Origin of the sequence: Vibrio agarilyticus (assembly GCF_012641465.1) — a bacterium.
GTDB classification, from domain to species: Bacteria; Pseudomonadota; Gammaproteobacteria; order Enterobacterales; family Vibrionaceae; genus Vibrio; species Vibrio agarilyticus.
This window is the reverse complement of the sequence record NZ_JABAIK010000004.1, coordinates 186,087-206,488: the sequence shown is the minus strand read 5'-3', so window position 1 is coordinate 206,488 and position 20,402 is coordinate 186,087. Positions and strand designations below refer to the sequence as shown.

Here is a 20,402-nt window from a genome sequence, read left to right as displayed (position 1 = left end):
AGTGATTGTTGATTGACACGCAAGTAGTCGGAGTAAAAGATGAAGTTCGTTGATGAAGCTGTGGTAAAAGTTCAAGCGGGCGATGGCGGTAGCGGCGTTGTCAGCTTTTGGCGTGAGAAGTTTGTCACTAAAGGTGGTCCAGATGGTGGCGACGGCGGTGATGGTGGCGACATTTATATTGTTGCAGATGAAAACCTCAACACACTGATTGATTACCGTTTTCAACGTTTTTACGAAGCAGAACGCGGCGAAAATGGCCGAGGCGGCAACTGTACTGGTAAGCGTGGTAAAGACAAAGTATTGAAAGTGCCAGTGGGTACGCGTGCGGTCGACATTCATACCAATGAAATTGTGGCGGAAGTGGCTGAGCATGGCAAAAAAGCCATGGTTGCCAAAGGTGGCTGGCACGGTTTGGGTAACACGCGATTCAAATCGTCGGTAAACCGCGCCCCACGCCAAAAAACATTGGGCACCAAGGGTGAAATTCGCGAGTTGCGTCTTGAGCTATTGCTGCTTGCCGATGTTGGTATGCTGGGCTTACCAAACGCAGGTAAATCGACGTTCATTCGTGCAGTGTCTGCGGCAAAACCAAAAGTGGCGGATTACCCATTTACCACGCTTATTCCAAGCCTTGGTGTTGTTAGTGTGGTACCGGAAAAGAGTTTTGTTGTTGCCGATATTCCTGGTTTGATTGAAGGTGCTGCTGAAGGAGCCGGTCTTGGTATTCGCTTCTTGAAGCACCTTGAACGTTGTCGTGTTTTGCTGCATATGATTGATATTTTGCCGATTGATGGCAGCGATCCTGTGCAAAATGCGTTGACGATTTTAGATGAGCTTGAGCAATACAGTGAAAAACTGGCAGACAAACCGCGCTGGTTGGTTTTTAACAAAACCGACTTATTGCTTGAAGATGAAGCCGATGAAGTGATCCAAAACGTCATTGATGCGCTAGGTTGGGAAGAGAAGTACTACAAGATCTCAGCGGTCAATAAGCAGGGGACCAAAGAGCTTTGCCGTGACTTAGCCGAGTTCATGGAAAACTTACCTCGCGAAGAAGAAGCGCTGAGCGAAGAAGAGAAAGTCGACTTCATGTGGGATGATTACCACAAAGACGCCATAGCCGGTGCTCATGTTATCGATGAAGATGACGAGGATTGGGATGATTGGGACGATGAAGAAGATGACGGTCACGTTATCTATGTTCGTGAATAATTCGGTCCAATAAACGTCGAAAACCGCATTAACTGCTTAAAGCCGCAATCTATGATTGCGGCTTTTTTGTGCTGAGACATTGGGGCCGTGCTGCAATTTCAGGCAAAATAGCGTCAAGAATTTGGTGAAAGGTTGAAACATGGAAGTAACCCAAAGAGCGATATCGCGCTTAGTCGCCCAAGCTGGGCAAATGCTTCTTGCGCATGGTGCAGAGAGTGCGTTAGTCAGTAGTATTATGCGGCGTGTTGGCTTAGCGTGTGGCGTCGATGAAGTGGAGGTTGCACTTTCTGCGGACGCTCTGGTTGTCACGACGGTAATGAAAGGCCACTGCATTACGACCACGCGAAGCTGCGCGGATCGTGGGATCAACATGCGAGTGGTGACGGAGATCCAGCGGATCTGCATTTTATTGGAAAAAAGGATTTTGGATCTAAGTATGGCGAAGGCCAAATTAGATGCGATAAGCCCCGAACGCTATAACCGATGGTTGGTAGTGGCTATGATTGGCCTCTCTTGTGCCTCTTTTAGTCGCTTGGCGGGAGGTGACTGGGCCGTGTTTCTGATGACATTTATCGCCTCGGCGTGTGGCATGATCGTGCGCCAAGAGATTGGCCATCGACATTTTAATCCTCTGGTCAATTTTGCCGCGACGGCGTTTGTCACAACGTTAATTTCAACTCAAGCGGTGATTTTTAATATTGGCAATTTGCCAACCGTAGTAATGGCATCCTCAGTCTTGATGCTGGTCCCAGGCTTTCCTTTGATCAATTCTGTTGCCGATATGCTGAAAGGGCACACCAATATGGGAATTGCTCGGTTTGTGATGGCCAGTTTATTAACCTTGGCGACGTGTCTGGGTATTGTTGGCGCGATGGGGATCACCGGCGTTTGGGGATGGATGGGGTAATGATGCAATTTTTATTCGGCCTGATAAACGACATGCTGTTTGCCGCGGTTCCTGCGGTGGGGTTTGCTTTGGTGTTTAATGTGCCAAAACGCGCTTTAATCTATTGCGCTGTGGGTGGTGCACTCGGTCATGGTAGTCGCTATGCAATGATGCATCTGGGGATCCCGATTGAGTGGGCGACGTTTTTTGCCGCGACTATCGTGGGAATGATAGGCGTGCATTGGTCGCACAAGTTATTGGCGCACCCAAAAGTGTTCACTGTGGCGGCTATGATCCCGATGATTCCCGGCGTGTATGCTTTTAAGGCAATGATTGCGATGGTTGAGATTAATCATATTGGGTACTCTCCCGAGCTAATTGCGCTGTGTATGGAAAATTTTCTCAAAGCGATGTTTATTATTGCGGGGCTTGCAATTGGCCTTGCGATGCCAGGACTGCTATTCTACCGCCGCAGACCCATCGTTTAATTATAAGGAAAACCCATGATCATCAGTATGATAGCGGCAATGGCTCATGACCGTGTCATCGGCTTGGATAATCAAATGCCATGGCACTTACCCGCCGACTTCGCGTGGTTTAAGCAGTGTACGATGAGCAAACCTGTGATTATGGGACGCAAAACGTACGATTCGATTGGCCGCGCGCTTCCCGGTCGCCATAATATCGTGATAAGCCGTGATCCAGAGCGTCATATTGACGGTGTCACCGTGGTAACAAGCATTGAAGCGGCTTTGATTGCTGCAGGAACTGTCGACGAGGTAATGGTGATCGGTGGCGGCGCGATTTATCAGGCGTGTTTGCCTTTGGCCAAACGCCTCTATTTGACGTTCATCGATGCCAATATTGGCGGGGATACTCAGTTCCCGCAATGGGATGAACATTTTGAGCAGACCTTTGAGTCGTGTTATTCAGCCGATGAAAAAAACGCATATAACATGCGCTTTACCATTTGGAACAAAGAGTAATGTGTCATCAGTGGGTAGCCAGTTAACCGCTCAAAAAAGGGCGTTAATTGAGCGCCGCTTGAGTAAATATGGCTTTATCTTCCCAGCGAAGCATTGTCATAACTTCGCCCCAAACGCACCCCGTATCGAGCCCAATAACATCAGTGCGAGCAATGCCACTTAACGCAGCCCAGTGACCAAAGACGACTGTTTTATCCAGCGGTTTGCGTTGTGGCCAATCAAACCATGGGCAGAATTGTTCACTATCGACCTCATCAGGCGGTAACTTACAGTGCATATCCAGTGCGCCGTTTGGTAATACGAAACGCATACGAGTAAAGGCGTTAATGGTATAGCGAAGCGTATCTAGCTCATTGAGATCGTCACTCCATAATGCCGGGCTATTGCCGTACATGCTATCAAGCAGCCAAGGTAAGCGCTCACTTTGTAGCACGGCTTCAACCTGTTTGGCGTGATGTTTCGCGGTCGCGATATCCCATAGAGGGCTAATGCCTGCGTGACACATGACAAAGTCATCGTGCTCTTGCAAAAGGGGCTGACCACGCAGCCATTCAAGTAAACACGCTTTATCTGGCGCGCTGAATATCGCAGCGGTGCGATCTTTCTCTTTGACACGACCATGGGCGTAAGCACCAGCGAGCAAGTGTAGATCGTGATTGCCAAGCACCACTTTGGCGCTCTCACCTAAGCCATAAATAAAACGCAACGTCTCAAGTGATTTTGGGCCTCGTGCGACTAAGTCACCTACTAGCCATAGAGTGTCGCGTGCCGGATCAAACTCGACTCGCGCAAGGAGCAATTGTAATTCATCAAGACAGCCTTGAAGATCACCAACAAGATAAGTCGCCACATGGACTCCAACTAATTCAAAATATTTGGCATCGCCAAACGAAACGGATCAACCTCAACAACAAATTCGTTGCCGCGCGGATCTTGCATAATGTAATGGCCTTGCATGACACCGAGTGGGGTTTCAATGGCAGTGCCACTGGTATAGGTGTACTCATCGCCTGCGTGAATCAAAGGCTTTTGGCCTACCACGCCTTCACCCTCAACGACCATTTTTTTATTGTTGGCGTCAGTGATAAGCCAATAACGGCTAAGCAGCTGTACATCGCTTTGGCTGAGGTTTTTGATAGTGATGGTATAGGCAAAAATGTAGCGCTGTTGTTCAGGCTCGGATTGTTCGGGAATGTATTTAGTATGCACTTGAATTTTCAGGCAAGGTTGCACGCTGTCCATGTATGCTCCTTATGCTAAAAAGCAAAGCAGGCCGAAGCCTGCTTTGCGAGTGACGTTACTGATGATGCGCGTCAAGCCAGTTGGCCATGGCGACAAATTGTTGCAAGGTCAAATTCTCTGGTCGCATACCTGGGTTGATCCCAAGCTCTTCTAGCGTTTCCACACTCAGCAGAGATTTGTAGCAGTTACGAACGGTCTTGCGGCGCTGGTTAAAACCTTCACGGCAGACACGCTCAAGCCAACTTAAGTTATTAGCTGGGTAAGGTAACTCTTCATACGGAACAAGGCGTACGACGGCAGAGTCAACTTTTGGTGGTGGCACAAATGACTCTGGTGGCACTTCCAAAACCGGAACCACTTTACAGTAGTATTGCGCCATAACCGTTAAACGGCCGTAAGCTTTACTACCCGGACCTGCCGCTAAACGATTGACCACTTCTTTTTGCAACATAAAGTGCATGTCTTGAATGTCTTTATGAAATTCAAAAAGGTGGAACATCAATGGCGTCGAAATGTTGTATGGTAAATTACCAAAAATGCGCATTTTGTTGTTTGGTTTCACCAATTGGTTGAAATCAAACCGCATTGCATCACCTTCATAAATAGTCAGCTTACTGCCCAGTTCTGGATGGTTGCGTAGGCGCTCTGCTAAGTCTCGGTCCAGTTCGATCACGGTTAGGTGATCCACTTCGCGACCCACAGGTTCGGTAATTGCCGCAAGACCGGGACCGATTTCAATCAAATTCTGCCCAGGTCTTGGGTTAATTGATGACACAATGCCATCAATAATATAAGGATCATTGAGGAAGTTTTGGCCAAAACGTTTTCGCGCTTTGTGTCCTAAATGGACATCATTTCTCATTGTTTATTCTCTACTAATTCAATCGCATGCATGAGTGCAGTGACAAAGCTACCCGAGTCAGCGTTTCCAGTGCCTGCCAAGTCTAATGCGGTGCCATGATCTACCGATGTTCTAATAAAGGGTAGACCAAGAGTAATGTTTACTGAACGACCAAAGCCTTTGTATTTCAGCACAGGCAGAACTTGGTCGTGATACATCCCGAGAACCGCATCGGCTTGCTCAAGATATTTCTGGTTGAAAATGGTATCCGCTGGCAGTGGTCCAATTAAGTTGATGCCTTTTTCTTGGCGAATGCGCTCCAAGGTCGGCGTGATGGTTTCAATTTCTTCACGGCCAAGGCAGCCATCTTCACCCGCATGTGGATTTAAACCACAGACGTAAATCGTCGGATGAGCAATGGCAAACTTTGTGACTAAATCACGATGAAGGATCTCAATGATGATTTCCAATCGCTCTTCGGTAACCGCTTTTGAAACGTACGCCAGTGGAATGTGGGTTGTGACTAGCGCAACTCGCAAACCTTCTGTCGCCAACATCATAACCACCAGTGGTGTGTTGGATTTTTCTGCGAAAAACTCGGTATGACCACTAAAGGCAACGCCAGCACGGTTAATAACCCCTTTGTGTACCGGGCCGGTGACAATAGCATCAAATTCATCGGCCATACAGCCCAAAGCCGCGCGTTCGAGCGTTTTCAGTACGTAATGGCCGTTATTTTCATTTAATTCGCCCGCGATGCAGGGGGCATCCATGCTGATATGGTCAACCACGAGACAGCCCGCGCGTGCTGGCATCGCTTTGGCGTGAGCATCATAATCGATGATGTCAACCTCAATACCGATCTGTTTCGCGCGCTGGGTTAATAGCGATTTGTCAGCAATGACCACCAACTGGTGTGCCCATGATTGCTGCGCTAATGCGAGAACGAGATCAGGGCCAATGCCAGCAGGCTCTCCTGCCGTGATGGCTAATCGTTTAACGCGCATCGGGGTTATCTCCAAGGACTTCAATGAAGGCGCCGGCGCGAAGCTCTTGCAGCCACGCGTCAACTTCTTCATTGAATTTACGGTTGAACAATAAACGATAAGCACGATCTTTCATTGCTGCATCCGTGCGATCCACTTGGCGACGGTCAAGCACTTCAACAATGTGCCAGCCATGCACGGTTTTGAATGGTTCAGAAATGGTGCCAACAGGCAGGGTTTCGACCACGTATTTGAATTCAGGGACATAAAGATCTGGCGTTTGATAACCTAACTCGCCTTGACGCGCGGCTGAACCGGGATCTTGACTGTGCTGAGCGGCAAGATCGCCAAAGGTTGCTTCCCCAGCGTTAATTTGGCGGATCATTTCATTGAGCTCTTGTTTCGCCCCCTCATCGCTGAGGATCACCGACGGTTTGATCAAAATATGGCGCGCATTGGCTTCGGTAACCGCAACTGTTTCCATACCTTGAACATCCTCGATAAGCAGAATGTGGTAACCCACGCCACTGCGGAACGGACCAATTAAAGCCCCTTTACCTTGTGTGGTAATTTGATCGGCGAAAATGGTCGGCATCTCTTCTTTGCGCAACCAACCCCAATCGCCACCCTCTAAGGCTTTCGGCCCTTTTGAATAGGTGTAAGCAAGCGTGCTGAAATCCTCACCTTGATTGTATTTGGTGATGATGTCTTGCGCTTGTTGCTCAAGTGCCGCGTTATCTTGGCCATCTAAACGCAATTGAATGTGGCGTACCTGGTACTGGACGTTAGCATTGGTTTCTTGAGCCAATGCGTCAGCAAGACTGTCCACTTCAGCCGGTAAGATGTTGATTCGGCGACGCACAAGCGCGTTGCGTGCTTCAGAAAGCGCGAGCTCCTTACGAATTTGTTCGCGAAACTCAGGGTAGCTGATGCCATCACTGGCCAGTGAGGCTTGCAACTGCGCTAAAGTTTGTTGATTTTGCTCAGCAATCGACGCAATCGTTTGATTGAGGCGCTCATCATCGATGCGTACCCCGATGCGTTTCGCCTCTTGCGCTTGCAACGCGTCAACGATCAGTTTTTCAAGGATCTGCTCTTGCAATACACTTTGCTCAGGCAGGGTTTGCCCCTGCTTTTTAGCGTTCGCCTGAAGAGATTTCAGCGCGGTTGTAATGTCACTTTGCAAAATCACGCCATCGTTAACAATCACGGCCACTTTATCGAGTTCTACCGGGGCGGCAACCACACCGTTAGCCAGTAATAGACCCAGTAAGAGGGATTTCCAAGCTTTCATTTTGTGTTCCATAGTTAATAGCTCGGCGCAGACGCTCTGCGCCGAGTTGAATTAATCGTTGAGATAGAATGGGCGACCATAGGTGATCGCATTATCTGAGCTGTCGAGCTCTTTCGCGGCGGTATACGCTTTGCTGTTGGTTGCAAAGCCTTGAATACCAAAGTTTACGCTAACGTTACTTTCGTAGTCGAGATTGCCATGGTTAATTCCAACCACTTCATCATTCCAACCGACAATTTGGTTGGCATAGGTTAACCCTATGTACCAACAGTCACTTTGATAGCGAAGGCTGGCAAGCCATTCTAGGTCAATGTGCTCAACCAAGTCATAGTAATATTGTCCGGCAAATGACCAGTTAGGGTTCATATCATAAGCGGCCACGATCCCCGCTTGTGAAATACCATCACTGGTGACGCGTGACCAATCGCCTCCAACCGGGCTGACGGTCGCAGCAATGTAATCGCGCGTAACGTAACGGTAGTTGCCTTGAACAAAGCCTTTGTCAAAGCGGTACTCCAACGTGCTGTTGGCCAGTTGCATCGCTTTGAGATCAATGTCGTACTGCACGCCGCCATGATAATAAATCATATCGTTGTAATTGAAGTCCGCTTCCACAGCCCACGATGAATAGTTGGAGGCATCATCATTGATTTGGTTCAGTTTGGTCTTGGTATCAATAAAGTAAATTTGACCAAACGAAATATTGAGACGCTCGCGATAGTTTTCATCAAAAAAGCGTGTGCTAGCACCGTAGCTGAGCTGATTTGCCGGCGCAATTTTATCGATACTGCTGTACTTACGACTGCGGAACAGGCCGTAGTAGTCCGTTTGTAAAAGTGTCGTGTCGTAGTTAAAAATACGACTTTGATTTTCATCAGGAACGTACAGATATTGCATTTGTGGCTCAAGCGTTTGCGTGTAGCCTTCAAAAATGGTGGTCGGTCGCTCTAGGTGCAGGCGCAGGTGCGAACGAAACTCAGGGACAAAACGGTTCACGGTTTCGTCATAGAGATGTTCAAGCATCGCGTTGTCTTTGAGATCTTGGCGGTAGTAAGTCGCCATAGCACGCGCTTCTGTTGTCCATTCTGCCCATGTGTTAGAGAGTGGCAAAATAAGCCCAGGCTCTACATGCAGACGCATCGCATTGGGTTTGTCTGCGTCATTGGTGTCGAAATGGCTCGCTTGACTGCGAACGTCAAAGCGCAGTGTGTTATCCCACAACGGACTATAGTAATTAAATGCCAATTGTGGCAGCAAGCGATAAGGCTGATTATCCTCAGTTAAGAGAATTTGGAAGTCACGTACCATGAGTGACATATCCCAAAACTGGGAGCGATAAGCCACTCGACCTTGTTGTAACAATTGACCATCTTCGCGATTACCAATGTCGCTAGGAAGATCGAGGAAGTAATCAATATCACTGACTTGTGAGTAATCGAGATTGACGAGCCACTGCTTATCAATAATGCCATCGTGCTTGATTTGATAACCCCAGCGCGAGTCGTCACGTTGGTATTTTTTATCATGCTGCATGTATTCGACTTTCAATTCACCCATGCCGTAGCCATCGGTGAGATAGCGAAAGTCGTTATCAAATTTCACGCCACGCTGTGACATGTACAAGGTGGTAAACGTCAAATCGTAATTGGGCGCAATGTTCCAATAAAATGGCACTTCCAGTTCAAAACCGTCATTTGAGCCATATGAAATCGACGGAAACAGAAAACCCGTTTTGCGCGTATCCCCGACAGGAAGTGTCAGATAGGGCATATAGAAAATCGGCACATCCAGCACTTCAAAGCGTGAATGGTAGAACGTCGCCGTCTCTTCAGTTTGGTCAATTTCAATATTTTCTGCGACCATCTGCCAAGCGTTGTCCCCAGGAGGGCACGATGTCAGCGACCCGTCTTCTAGCTCGTAAATTGGTTGCCCGGTTCGGCTAATGATCTTAGCCACATAGGCGGCATTCCCCCGGCCTTGATCACAAAGGAAATGAAAACGAGTATCTTCAAGCTCAAACGTGTCGTTTTCAAGATTACTGGTCACGCGCGCAGAGTGCGCCATCACTTGACCATCAGTGAACGACACATCACCTTCGGCAATGGCAACTTGTTCATTTTGATGGTAAGTGATGCTTTCTGCGGTAATGCGTTTTGCGCCTTGAGTGACTTCAACATCACCGGAATACATCGCCTTATCATTGCCTATGGCTTGCAAATGATCCGCTTGGATCACAATCGGCGCTTGATTGTCTGCCGCACCTTCTTGCATCATACATTGATCCGTTGGCGGCAATGATGCACTATCCGAAACGGGCTTAGAGGTATTGGCGAGCGCTTGCGTTGCCAGTAAGGCGGTACTGATAGAGGCCGCTAATAGGGTGCGGGAGAAATGTTGCATTGAACTGAACTTTCCTGTGTCACTACTGCTCGATGGCGTAATCTGGCCGAAGGGTTTCTTATCATAAAGGATTTCCGACTATCCAGCACTATATGACCGCAGCTCGATGTAAAAATTCATAGATAGAGAACACAGAATGCAGATTTTTGGCAAAATTCTTGGCGCTTTTTTCGGTTTTTTATTTGGTGGACCGATTGGCGCCGCGTTAGGACTTTATTTAGGCCACCGATTTGATAAAGCGCGAGGAATGCAGCAAGCGGGTTTTCAAAGTGGTGGTTTTAGTCAGCAAGGCAACTCTGCGCAGCGACAAGAGGCGTTTTTCACGGCCGCTTTTTCCATTATGGGCCACGTCGCTAAAGCCAAGGGGCAGGTGACACGCGAAGAGATCGAACTGGCAAGTGCAATGATGGATCGCATGGATTTGCATGGCGATCAGCGCCGTGCCGCTCAAGCGGCGTTTCGTGAGGGTAAAGAGGCAGATTTTCCGCTTGAGGACGTGTTAAAAACGGTGCACTCATCTGTGGGTGGTCGTTATGATCTATTGCAGTTTTTCCTTGAATTGCAGATCTCAGCTGCGTTTGCCGATGGCGCGATTCACCCGAGCGAGCGTCAAGTATTGCATCGCATTGCTCGCGGTTTAGGGTTTTCGGAAGCTCAGTTGGAGCGACGCCTACAAATGCAAGAGGCGGCTTTTCGTTTTCAGCGTCAAGGCGGTTTTGGCGGGCAGCGTCAGCAACACTCGTCAGGCTCGAGCTGGCAACAGGCCACTAGTGCAAGTCAATTGACCGATGCGTACAAAATTCTCGGTGTTGACGAGGATGCCGATGCAAAAACGGTGAAACGCGCGCACCGTAAGCTGATGAATGAACATCATCCCGATAAATTGATGGCGCGGGGGCTTCCGCCAGAAATGATGAACATGGCGAAAGAGAAAGCGCAAGAAATTCAAAACGCGTACGATTTGATCAAAAAAGAGAAGGGGTTCAAATAATCTCGCGCTGACATTATGGCTGGTTGAGAGACCAGTCATAATCATAACGGATTTTCCCAGTAAACCCGCGATATTCCGGCGCGTATTGGCTGATATGCTCAAACAGCGCTTTCTCCCCACCAAAATCGTCACTGAACCATTGATAAATCGTTGAAAGTTGGGCTCGATTTCCTTGGATTAGAACTCCTTTAGGACTGCGAATAAAAGCCTTTGCAGCTTGATCAAGCAGTTGCTCTTGATTGGCACTGGTAAACGCATTTAACTGCAAATTTGGGCAGCCAAGGCTGGCGCAATTGACGGCGTAGTGGGTGCGGGGATCTTGCCAAATCGGGCGTAAAATTCGATGCTCGATATCATTTAATGTCAGAGTTTTCCCTGCGACGATCACTTGATCCTCATCCCAAGGGCCAAATGTAAAAATGCCCCCAAGTTTGGTGATCGAGCGAATAGGGTAGTGATCCAAAATCTCGTCAACTGTCAGAGCATTGTACAGATTGACCCAGTAAGCGTATTGCTCGGCTTGACGATAATCGCGAGGATCAAGGCTGGCAAGTGCACGAATGTACTGCTTGAGTGCGTGTTTATCGCTTGCACTGACATTTTGATAGTCAAACAGATGATGCTGGCCTTGAACCAAGAGATAGCGGTCTAAGATGGTTTGCCATGGCTGGTGGTCAATGGTGGCGTGATTGCTTTCATTAGAAGCTTGCCAAAAAGGCCACAATTCGGCTTTGGGGGCCGCATAAAGCTGAAAAGAAGCCAGAATCAGCCCGAGTGAGAGAAAAGCGTGCCAAAAGTCGTGTCGTCCAGTCATCCTTGTCTCCTTCGTTAAATTTAATATACCCAAGTGACCTCAAGATGCTGGATTCAGAGCCGGCTCACTGAGCTGAGAGCAAGGCAAACAACGCAGCGAAATAGCGAGTCTATTTTCAAGTTGTTTAACGCAGCTATCGGTTCAGTGATTGGCTCCCAAGGGGCGAGCTGTCTTGGCTCATCAGCTTTGTTGACGATTTTCGATTGAGGGCCACTCAATCTTCAAACCCTCGCCTCACTGACAAACCAAGTCATTCTCGCTGAACCATGCATCTTGAGGTTACTTGGGTATATAACGACCTGAATCGTGGTGATTTTATTTCAATCGGTGATTAAAAAAACAAAGGCCGACATGATTGTCAGCCTTTGTGGTAGTGATTTGGATAGGCGAGAGACGCTTAAGCGAGAAAGCGAGGAATTTGCGCTTCGTACTCCGCGATTTTGGCTTCGTGTTGCAGGGTCAAGCCAATATTATCCAGCCCGTTGAGCAAACAATGGCGGCGGAATTCATCGATTTCAAATGAGTATTCTTTGCCATTAGCGCGAACTTTTAATGCATCAAGATCAACTTCTATCTGCGCGCCAACGTTGCTTTCGACAAATTGGAACAGTTCATCGACTTCTTGCTCAGTGAGACGCACGGGCACCATTTGGTTATTGATTGAGTTGCCATAGAAAATATCGGCAAAGCTGGGAGCAATCATGGCTTTGATCCCATAATCGGCCAATGCCCAAGGCGCGTGTTCACGCGATGAACCGCAGCCAAAGTTTTCACGAGCCAGTAAAATGGAGGCTCCTTGGTAGCGAGGAGCGTTCATAACAAAATCAGGGTTCGGCTCTTGCCCTGCGTCATCCAAAAAGCGCCAATCGTGGAAAAGGTGCTGACCAAAGCCAAGTCGAGAGACTTTTTGTAAAAATTGCTTTGGAATAATCGCATCAGTATCGACGTTTGCGGCATCTAAGGGCACCACAAGCCCAGTGTGTTGAGTAAATCCAGACATGATGCGCTCCTAGTCCTGTTTATCAAAAGAAGTCAATTCACGAATATCGACAAAACGGCCCGCGATTGCCGCTGCGGCAGCCATCGCAGGGCTCACCAAATGCGTTCGGCCATCACGGCCTTGGCGACCTTCGAAATTGCGGTTGGAGGTGGAGGCGCAGCGCTCTTGCGGGCCAAGGCGGTCATTATTCATCGCCAAGCACATAGAGCAGCCGGGCAGACGCCATTCAAATCCGGCGTCTTTGAAAATGATATCTAGCCCTTCAGCTTCGGCTTGCGCTTTAACTTGTTCTGATCCCGGTACAATCAATGCTTGAACGTGCGCGGCGACCTTTTTGCCTTTGGCAACCGCTGCCGCAGCGCGCATGTCTTCGATGCGTGAGTTGGTGCACGATCCGACAAACACTTTATCCACGCTGTAATCGGATAACGCTTTTCCCGCTTCAAGTCCCATGTAGGCCAATGCTTTGGCGGCAGAAGCTTGCTCAACAGGATCGCTAAAACTGTTCGGTGCAGGAATCGGCTCATCAACGCTGATCACTTGACCTGGGTTGGTGCCCCAGGTCACTTGCGGTTTGATCGCTGCCGCATCCAAGGTGACAACCGCATCAAAGTGGGCATCATCATCGGTTTTTAGAGTTTGCCAATACGCGACAGCGGCGTCCCAACCCGCCCCTTTAGGGGCAAATTTGCGTCCTTTAATGTAATCAAAGGTGGTCTGATCTGGAGCAATTAAGCCCGCTTTTGCACCAAGCTCGATGGCCATGTTGCACACCGTCATGCGGCCTTCCATCGAGAGATCGGTGATCGCCTCGCCACAGAACTCAACGACGTAGCCAGTACCGCCAGCCGCGGTGGTTTTGCCGATGATAGCCAGTACGATATCTTTTGCGGTGATCCCAGGCGCGACTTTGCCTTTCACTTCAATTTTCATCGTCTTAGCGCGAGCTTGCTTCAAGGTTTGTGTCGCTAATACATGCTCCACCTCAGAAGTGCCAATACCAAACGCAAGCGAGCCAAATGCACCGTGTGTGGCGGTATGTGAATCACCGCACACAATGGTCATTCCGGGCAAAGTGATGCCAAGCTCAGGCCCCATGACATGAACAATACCTTGGTATTTGTGGTTGATGTCGTAAAGCGTTACGCCAAAATCGGCGCAGTTTTTCATCAAGGTTTCCATCTGAATACGCGCCATATCGCCTGACGCATTCAAATCTTTGGTCGTGGTGGAAACGTTATGGTCCATAGTGGCAAATGTTTTGCTTACCTGACGGACTTGACGACCCTTTTCACGTAGGCCATCGAACGCTTGTGGCGAAGTGACTTCGTGAACTAAGTGACGGTCGATGTACAAAATCGGCGTTTCGCCTGGGGCTGCGACGGCAACGTGCGCGTCGTAGACCTTTTGATACAGTGTTTTACCCATTGCTCAAACTTCCGTGTTTTTATGAATTTAGAATGTAGGCTGCGATTTTATCGCCCATCTCTGACGTGCTTAATGCTGGGTTGTTACCCGACAGATCCGCGGTCAGTTCGCCTGCGGCTAAGGCTTTGCTAACGGCCGCTTCAATGTCTTGTGCTGCCGCTTCTTCACCTAGGCTATAACGCAGCATGAGTGCGGCAGACAGGATCTGCGCCACAGGGTTGGCGATGTTTTTTCCTGCAATGTCAGGCGCACTGCCACCTGCGGGCTCATAGAGACCAAACTGGCTTTCATTAAGACTGGCAGAAGGCAACATTCCCATCGAACCGGTGATCATGGCGCATTCATCAGAGATGATGTCACCAAAGATATTAGAGCAGAGCATCACATCAAATTGCGCTGGGTCTTTAATCAGCTGCATGGTGGCGTTGTCGATGTACATGTGTGACAGTTCAACATCTGGGTAATCTTTGGCAACCCCTTCCACCACTTCACGCCATAAAATAGAGCTTTGCAGCACGTTCGCTTTATCAATCGAGCAGACTTTTTTGCGGCGTAGCTGCGCTGACTCAAACGCGATTTTAGCAATACGCTCAATTTCAAAGCGATGATACACCTCGGTATCAAACGCTTTCTCGGTCGGCCCTTCGCCTTCACGTCCTTTCGGCTGGCCGAAATAAATTCCGCCCGTCAGCTCGCGAACCACAACGATGTCGAACCCACGCTCAGAAATATCGGCACGCAGTGGTGAAAATGTCTCTAAGCCGGTGTGAATTTGCGCTGGGCGCAAATTGCAAAACAGTTGAAAATGTTTGCGTAGTGGCAGCAACGCGCCACGCTCAGGTTGGGAATTCGGCGGCAAATGTTCCCATTTTGGGCCACCAACCGAGCCAAATAACACCGCATCGGCTTCTTCACAGCCACGCAAGGTACTCTCCGGCAGTGGGCTGCCGTGATTATCAATTGCGATGCCGCCAACGTCGTGCTCACTACGGGAAAAGCGTAGGCCGTGTTTTTGCTCAATCGCATCCAGCACTTTGTGTGCTTGAGCCATGACTTCTGGGCCAATACCATCACCAGGCAGTACCGCAATTTGATAAGTTTTGTTTGTCATTGTTAATCCTTTAAGACGGTGTGAAATGAGCGTGTTTTTGTCAAATATTCGAACGTAATGTTATGCCGTTGCAATTTTTTGCTGCTTGATTTCTGCGATTTTATCGGCGCGATGAATACTATTGATCACGTGCAATAGTGCTTGGCCTGACGCTTCAACGATATCTGTTGAGACCCCTGTACCGTGGTACTTGCGGCCCTTATAGTTGGCAATGATATCAGCTTGACCCAAACCATCTTCGCCTTCGCCTTTGGCGGTTAAGTCGAATTTGTCCAGCACAATATCGTAACCTGTGACCCGGTAAATGCATTGATAGAGCGCATCAACAGGGCCATTGCCTACCGCGGCTTCGCAGCGTTCGGTTTGGCCACATTGAATTTTGATGCTGGTGGTTGCCATCACACTGCCCGATTGAACGCTGAGGTAATTGAGTTTGTAGAAGTCATCCTCTTCACGCAGATTGGCAAAGTGCATCAATGCCTCAAGATCGTAATCAAAGACTTGGCCTTTGCGATCAGCAAGCTTTAAGAAATCGTCGTACAAAGCGTCTAGGTTGTATTCGTCTTCTTGGTAACCCAGCGTATCCATGTGTGATTTTACCGCAGCGCGCCCGGAGCGACTGGTTAAATTCAGGCTTTGCTGCTTGAGGCCAATCGACTCAGGCGTCATGATTTCGTAGGTATTTTTATTTTTCAGCATGCCGTCTTGATGAATACCAGAAGAGTGGCTGAATGCATTTGAGCCAACAATCGCTTTGTTCGATTGGATCGGCATATTACACAATTGACTCACTAATTTACTGGTGCGATGAATTTCATCGTGTTTAATACCGGTATGAACCCCAAGTAGATCCTGGCGCGTTTTGATGATCATGGCGATCTCTTCCAAGGCGCAGTTACCCGCGCGCTCACCAATACCATTGATGGTGCCTTCAATTTGGCGCGCGCCCGCTTGCACAGCGGCAATCGAGTTGGCGACAGACATACCAAGATCGTCATGGCAGTGCACTGAAATGACCGCTTTATCAATGTTTGGCACGCGTTGAAATAGCGTTTGAATGATGCCGCCAAATTCATTGGGCACGGTGTAGCCGACCGTGTCAGGAATATTAATGGTGCGTGCGCCGGCATTAATGGCCGCTTCCACCATACGACACAGATTGTCAATTGGCGTACGGCCAGCATCTTCACAAGAAAATTCCACATCATCGGTTAAGTTGCGAGCGTGTTTAACCGCTTTGACGGCCATCTCAATCACATCATCGTAACTGCGGCGCAGTTTGTCTTGCACATGAATGGTCGAGGTGGAAATAAAGGTGTGAATGCGAAACGCGTCAGCCACTTTGAGCGCGGCCGCGGCCGCGTCGATATCGCCAATCACGGCGCGAGATAAGGCGCAAATGCGACTGTTTTTAATATGGCGAGCAATGGTTTGAACGGATTCAAAATCACCCGGTGATGAGACGGGAAAGCCGGCTTCGATAACATCCACACCAAGACGTTCAAGGGCGTACGCAATTTGCAACTTTTCTTTGACCGTCAAACTGGCCGATAGCGCTTGTTCACCATCACGTAGTGTGGTGTCGAAAATAATGACTTGATCCTTCATAAGTACGTCCTTTTAAACTTTTGGTGTTGGGGCGGCGGAGGTTGCCGATTGCCCATGCCATTGCCACTCGAATGCCCGCGTTACTGGCCGTAATTCAGGTTTCGCTTACGTGTTTGCGATACATCCAAAATCGCAAGTCGAAAAACAAAAAAGCCCGCTAAATCAGCGGGCTTTTTAAAAATGTTGTGGTGTTTTCTATCCACTGCCTACCCGCGCGAGTTATCCACGATAAGGAGGAGGCTGAGCAGGAGAGAAAAACGTGCAATCATTGGGTTGTTATCCAGTTACTCAAAGTTGACATGAATTCGACGCAAAAATAATGCAATCCACTTAATCAATTAACAAATTAGTACCGCACATAACCTCTAGCGTCAACCTTTAAGTGCAATATTTAAACAAAGAATGAACTTGTCCGACCTGATCGCGAAACATGGTGAAAAAAGCGCGGTTGCTGTGTGGTGCTTGAATGTCACTAAACCGCCAAATCAGCGTCACGGCTTTGTCACGCAACCAACCTATACCTAATGAAGCTTAAGAGTGGTTTTTCAAACCTCACCAATAGAACAGTGAAGTGATAAGGAGACACGATGAGAGCGTGGCTTGACATGACAAAACCGATTGTCCAATTCGATATGGCAATTTCAACTCTCTTCCTGCAACACCGCTTCAACCAGCAAATCGCTTTAGTCAGTCGCCTAGTTTCGCGTAGTGGTGATGGGCCACTTTACGCGCTGGTTGGGTTATTTGCTTGGTGGCATTATGGTGACTTGGGTGGGCAATTTTTACTGACAGGTTTAGTCGCATTTGGGTTGCAATTGCCACTCTATTGGTGGGTCAAAAATGCCGTTAAACGCCGCCGTCCTGCTGAATTGTGTGAAGGCCTCATGGCATTTATTACCCCCTCAGATCGATACAGCTTGCCATCAGGGCATACTGCCGCCGCCTTTTTAATGGCCTCTGTAGTGAGTGCTTACTTTCCATCGCTGGCTTTGTTCAGTTTTGTTTGGGCGCATCTGATTGGCTTTTCTCGTATTTTACTCGGCGTGCATTTTCTTACCGATGTTGTGCTTGGCGCAGGTCTTGGGTTGGCATGCGCTCAGTCTGCACTACACCTATTTTCGGGGGCGTTATGAAAGTGCTTTATGGAGTGCAAGGGACTGGAAATGGTCATATCGCACGCGCTCGAGCGATGTGCAGTGCACTCAAAAAACGAGGGGTTGAGGTTGATTATCTGTTTTCAGGGCGTGATGAGTCGAACTATTTTGCGATGGAAGAATTTGGTGCGTATCGCACTTGCAAAGGTCTGAGTTTTGTCACGGAAAAGGGCAAGGTCAGTTACAGTAAAACCGCCGCTGCAGTGCGGCCTTGGCGATTGATGCGTGACATTCAGACGCTGGATCTCTCGCCGTACACCCTTATCCTGAATGATTTTGAACCCGTTTCCGCTTGGGCGGCAAAGCGTCAGGGTAAGACCACCATTAGCATCAGCCATCAAAATGCGTTTCGTCATAATGTCCCATTGCGTGGTGCCAATTGGTTCGACAAACAGATGATTCAGCATTTCGCGCCAGCAACCCATCACATTGGTTTGCATTGGTATCATTTTGAGCAGCCATTGTTACCACCCATTATTGCGACCTTACCCGTTGAGGCCGAGCTGGAGTCGTTTATTTTAGTTTATTTGCCGTTTGAAGCTTGCGCTGATATTGGTCATTGGTTGCGGCAAGTGCCAAATCAACATTTTATCTGTTATCACCCCGAAGTTCGTGAGCCATACCGTTCGAATAATATTGAATTTCGTCCACCATCAAGACACGGGTTTCAGCGCGCGCTAAAACAGTGTTTAGGCGTGGTCGCAAATGGTGGCTTTGAGTTGCCGTCAGAAGCTCTTTCGCTTGGCAAAAAAATACTGCTCAAGCCACTTAAGGGGCAATTTGAACAATTGAGTAACGCAGCCACACTTGATGCGTTGGGTTTGGCGACCATGATGGAAGAGCTCGATTTAACAATACTAGGTGATTGGCTTCAAGAGCCTGCGGCGGAGCGCGTTGGTTATCCGGATGTGGCCGGTGCCATCTGTGATTGGTTACTTCAAGGTGCTTGGCATGATCAGAAAAATCTGGCGAGTCATCTCTGGTCTCAGGTGAATTTTCCGACTTATGTCTCAAATTTTGCCAATGAATATTGATTAATAAGAAAATACAGAATGGGTAATTTTAGATCTGCTTTGCAAAATAATAAAATCAAAAAGAAAGCGTTTACTTTTTGATTTTTTGTGTTTTTTTATGTTTTGCGTATTTCTTTGTATTTTAAGGGTTTTTGTCCAGGGTAGGTAAAATTTGGTGATAAATTGTCAATCTTATTGCCAAAAGTAATATTATAGGCTGATATGCGCTTTAGGTTCGAATTTATTCGAACTATCAATTGGCTCAATTCAGTGTCTTACATTGGACTGTGCGTTTCAATAGCACGGTTTTGTAAGCTTTGATTTGAGTGCATTGACGAGTCAATGGTGAACACTGATGACAGTAAAAATTGACCGTTTTATATGAGGCGCTCGAGATGTTAGAAAAAAAAGATGCCATTAGTGCGATTGCCAGTTATCGAATGGAAAGCACATTACGCGGTGTGGATTTGAACTTGCTGACGGTATTTGATGCTGTTATGCAAGAGCAAAATATTACTCGCGCCGCACACAATTTGGGGATGTCGCAACCTGCAGTGAGTAACGCTGTGGCGCGGCTAAAAGTGATGTTCAACGACGAACTGTTTATGCGCCAAGGACGGGGAATTCAACCCACTCAACGAGCCCGTCAACTTTTTGGTCCAATTCGTCAAGCCTTGCAATTGATCCGCAACGAGTTACCAAGCTCTGTGTTTCAGCCAGACAATTCTACTCGCATGTTTAAGCTTGCTATTTGCAGCCCCTGCGATATGCGTTTTACGCCACGTATTTTAGCCGACGTTTATACGCAAGCGCCTCATGTTCAATTGCATGTGGATGCGGAGTTTGATCGCCGTCTCTCGGAGCGAATGCGTTATCAAGAAGTCGATTTTGTGATTGATTACGCTCGGTTTGATGAACAAGGCTTTTCCAGCACAGAAATTTTTAAAGATGAGCTTGTGGTGGTTGCCGCGAAAAATCACCCGCGTATTAGCGACACGGTTTCGCTGGAACAGCTCCACAGTGAGCGCCATGCTAAGCTGTCGCGTATTCACGGACTGCGCAGTTTCTCGGAACAAGCCTACCGCGATCTTGATGTTGTCGCTCACTATGAAGGCACAAGTTTGAGTAATGTGCTGTATGTGGTAGGTCAGTCAGAGTTGGTCACGATAGCGCCACGTTGGATGGTTGAAAATGCAGCGAATCAGTCGCAGTTGCAAATTCTATCTTGTCCTTTTGCGCATAGTGAAATTAGCGGCTATCTCAGCTGGCATGAGTCGAGTGAGAAAGACAAAGGCCACATTTGGTTACGTGACTTGTTGATGGTCACCTGTGGTGAAGTGATCGCAAGTCGCGGTTAACGAAACAAATCATCATGAGTAACGAAACTCAGCATTTCGTTACTCATTTTTACACTCTTTTCATGCTGACACAGCGCA

19 protein-coding genes are annotated in these 20,402 nt (G+C 48.2%); 8 read left to right on the top strand and 11 right to left on the bottom strand.

Going from position 1 to position 20,402, the window contains the following annotated elements:
- The first annotated feature begins 39 nt into the window (after positions 1-39).
- From cgtA to folA, 4 genes are all read left to right on the top strand, one after another.
- Positions 40-1,212: an Obg family GTPase CgtA gene (cgtA, locus tag HGP28_RS05670; protein WP_168835490.1), complete on the top strand. Its 1,173-nt coding sequence runs from the start codon at positions 40-42 to the stop codon at positions 1,210-1,212.
- 139 nt (positions 1,213-1,351) lie between these two features.
- Positions 1,352-2,119: a threonine/serine exporter family protein gene (locus HGP28_RS05665; RefSeq protein ID WP_168835489.1), complete on the top strand. Its 768-nt coding sequence runs from the start codon at positions 1,352-1,354 to the stop codon at positions 2,117-2,119.
- Positions 2,120-2,121: 2 nt separating this feature from the next.
- Positions 2,122-2,586, top strand: coding sequence for a threonine/serine exporter family protein (locus tag HGP28_RS05660; protein ID WP_439333837.1), 465 nt, complete (start codon positions 2,122-2,124; stop codon positions 2,584-2,586).
- A gap of 15 nt (positions 2,587-2,601) precedes the next feature.
- The gene (gene folA, locus HGP28_RS05655; protein ID WP_168835487.1) at positions 2,602-3,084 is read left to right on the top strand and encodes a type 3 dihydrofolate reductase; all 483 of its coding nucleotides are present in this window, start codon (positions 2,602-2,604) and stop codon (positions 3,082-3,084) included.
- Between the two features lie 43 nt (positions 3,085-3,127).
- On the opposite strand, the gene HGP28_RS05650 is transcribed toward folA, so the two are convergent.
- Genes HGP28_RS05650 through lptD form a run of 6 tightly spaced genes read right to left on the bottom strand, consistent with a single transcriptional unit; the run spans position 3,128 to position 9,847 of the window.
- Entirely contained in the window at positions 3,128-3,934 is an 807-nt protein-coding gene (locus tag HGP28_RS05650; RefSeq protein ID WP_168835486.1) for a symmetrical bis(5'-nucleosyl)-tetraphosphatase, read from the bottom strand.
- A gap of 11 nt (positions 3,935-3,945) precedes the next feature.
- Positions 3,946-4,326, bottom strand: coding sequence for a Co2+/Mg2+ efflux facilitator ApaG/CorD (apaG, locus tag HGP28_RS05645; protein WP_168835485.1), 381 nt, complete (start codon positions 4,324-4,326; stop codon positions 3,946-3,948).
- A 55-nt stretch (positions 4,327-4,381) separates the two neighbouring features.
- Positions 4,382-5,188, bottom strand: coding sequence for a 16S rRNA (adenine(1518)-N(6)/adenine(1519)-N(6))-dimethyltransferase RsmA (rsmA, locus tag HGP28_RS05640; protein ID WP_168835484.1), 807 nt, complete (start codon positions 5,186-5,188; stop codon positions 4,382-4,384).
- Positions 5,185-6,174 carry a 4-hydroxythreonine-4-phosphate dehydrogenase PdxA gene (pdxA, locus tag HGP28_RS05635; RefSeq protein ID WP_168835483.1) on the bottom strand — a complete coding sequence of 330 codons (990 nt, stop codon included), beginning with the start codon at positions 6,172-6,174 and terminating at the stop codon, positions 5,185-5,187. The genes rsmA and pdxA overlap by 4 nt, the downstream gene beginning before the upstream one ends.
- Complete coding sequence (gene surA, locus HGP28_RS05630; RefSeq protein WP_168835482.1) at positions 6,164-7,447, bottom strand: peptidylprolyl isomerase SurA; 1,284 nt, start codon at positions 7,445-7,447, stop codon at positions 6,164-6,166. The genes pdxA and surA overlap by 11 nt, the downstream gene beginning before the upstream one ends.
- Positions 7,448-7,498: 51 nt before the next feature.
- Positions 7,499-9,847 (bottom strand): LPS assembly protein LptD, encoded by a 2,349-nt coding sequence (lptD, locus tag HGP28_RS05625; protein WP_168835481.1) that lies wholly within the window; start codon positions 9,845-9,847, stop codon positions 7,499-7,501.
- A gap of 136 nt (positions 9,848-9,983) precedes the next feature.
- Here lptD and djlA point away from each other — a divergent pair, with 136 nt between their 5' ends.
- The gene (djlA, locus tag HGP28_RS05620; protein ID WP_168835480.1) at positions 9,984-10,838 is read left to right on the top strand and encodes a co-chaperone DjlA; all 855 of its coding nucleotides are present in this window, start codon (positions 9,984-9,986) and stop codon (positions 10,836-10,838) included.
- 13 nt (positions 10,839-10,851) lie between these two features.
- Here the strand turns inward: djlA and HGP28_RS05615 are convergent, their stop codons facing one another.
- The 5 genes from HGP28_RS05615 to leuA all read right to left on the bottom strand — a co-directional run bounded on the left by HGP28_RS05615 (position 10,852) and on the right by leuA (position 16,799).
- Complete coding sequence (locus tag HGP28_RS05615; protein ID WP_168835479.1) at positions 10,852-11,652, bottom strand: DUF547 domain-containing protein; 801 nt, start codon at positions 11,650-11,652, stop codon at positions 10,852-10,854.
- Between the two features lie 397 nt (positions 11,653-12,049).
- Positions 12,050-12,652: a 3-isopropylmalate dehydratase small subunit gene (gene leuD, locus HGP28_RS05610; protein WP_168835478.1), complete on the bottom strand. Its 603-nt coding sequence runs from the start codon at positions 12,650-12,652 to the stop codon at positions 12,050-12,052.
- A gap of 9 nt (positions 12,653-12,661) precedes the next feature.
- Complete coding sequence (gene leuC, locus HGP28_RS05605) at positions 12,662-14,080, bottom strand: 3-isopropylmalate dehydratase large subunit (protein WP_168835477.1); 1,419 nt, start codon at positions 14,078-14,080, stop codon at positions 12,662-12,664.
- 19 nt (positions 14,081-14,099) lie between these two features.
- The gene (gene leuB, locus HGP28_RS05600) at positions 14,100-15,191 is read right to left on the bottom strand and encodes a 3-isopropylmalate dehydrogenase (protein WP_168835476.1); all 1,092 of its coding nucleotides are present in this window, start codon (positions 15,189-15,191) and stop codon (positions 14,100-14,102) included.
- A gap of 60 nt (positions 15,192-15,251) precedes the next feature.
- Entirely contained in the window at positions 15,252-16,799 is a 1,548-nt protein-coding gene (gene leuA / locus HGP28_RS05595; RefSeq protein ID WP_168835475.1) for a 2-isopropylmalate synthase, read from the bottom strand.
- A gap of 587 nt (positions 16,800-17,386) precedes the next feature.
- On the opposite strand from leuA, the gene HGP28_RS05590 reads away from it, so the two are divergent.
- The 3 genes from HGP28_RS05590 (at position 17,387) to leuO (ending at position 20,324) form a co-directional block, all read left to right on the top strand.
- Positions 17,387-17,932: a phosphatase PAP2 family protein gene (locus HGP28_RS05590; protein WP_168835474.1), complete on the top strand. Its 546-nt coding sequence runs from the start codon at positions 17,387-17,389 to the stop codon at positions 17,930-17,932.
- Positions 17,929-18,987: an MJ1255/VC2487 family glycosyltransferase gene (locus HGP28_RS05585; protein WP_168835473.1), complete on the top strand. Its 1,059-nt coding sequence runs from the start codon at positions 17,929-17,931 to the stop codon at positions 18,985-18,987. Before HGP28_RS05590 ends, HGP28_RS05585 begins: the two co-directional genes overlap by 4 nt.
- A 374-nt stretch (positions 18,988-19,361) precedes the next feature.
- Complete coding sequence (gene leuO / locus HGP28_RS05580; protein ID WP_168835472.1) at positions 19,362-20,324, top strand: transcriptional regulator LeuO; 963 nt, start codon at positions 19,362-19,364, stop codon at positions 20,322-20,324.
- Positions 20,325-20,402 lie beyond the last annotated feature (78 nt).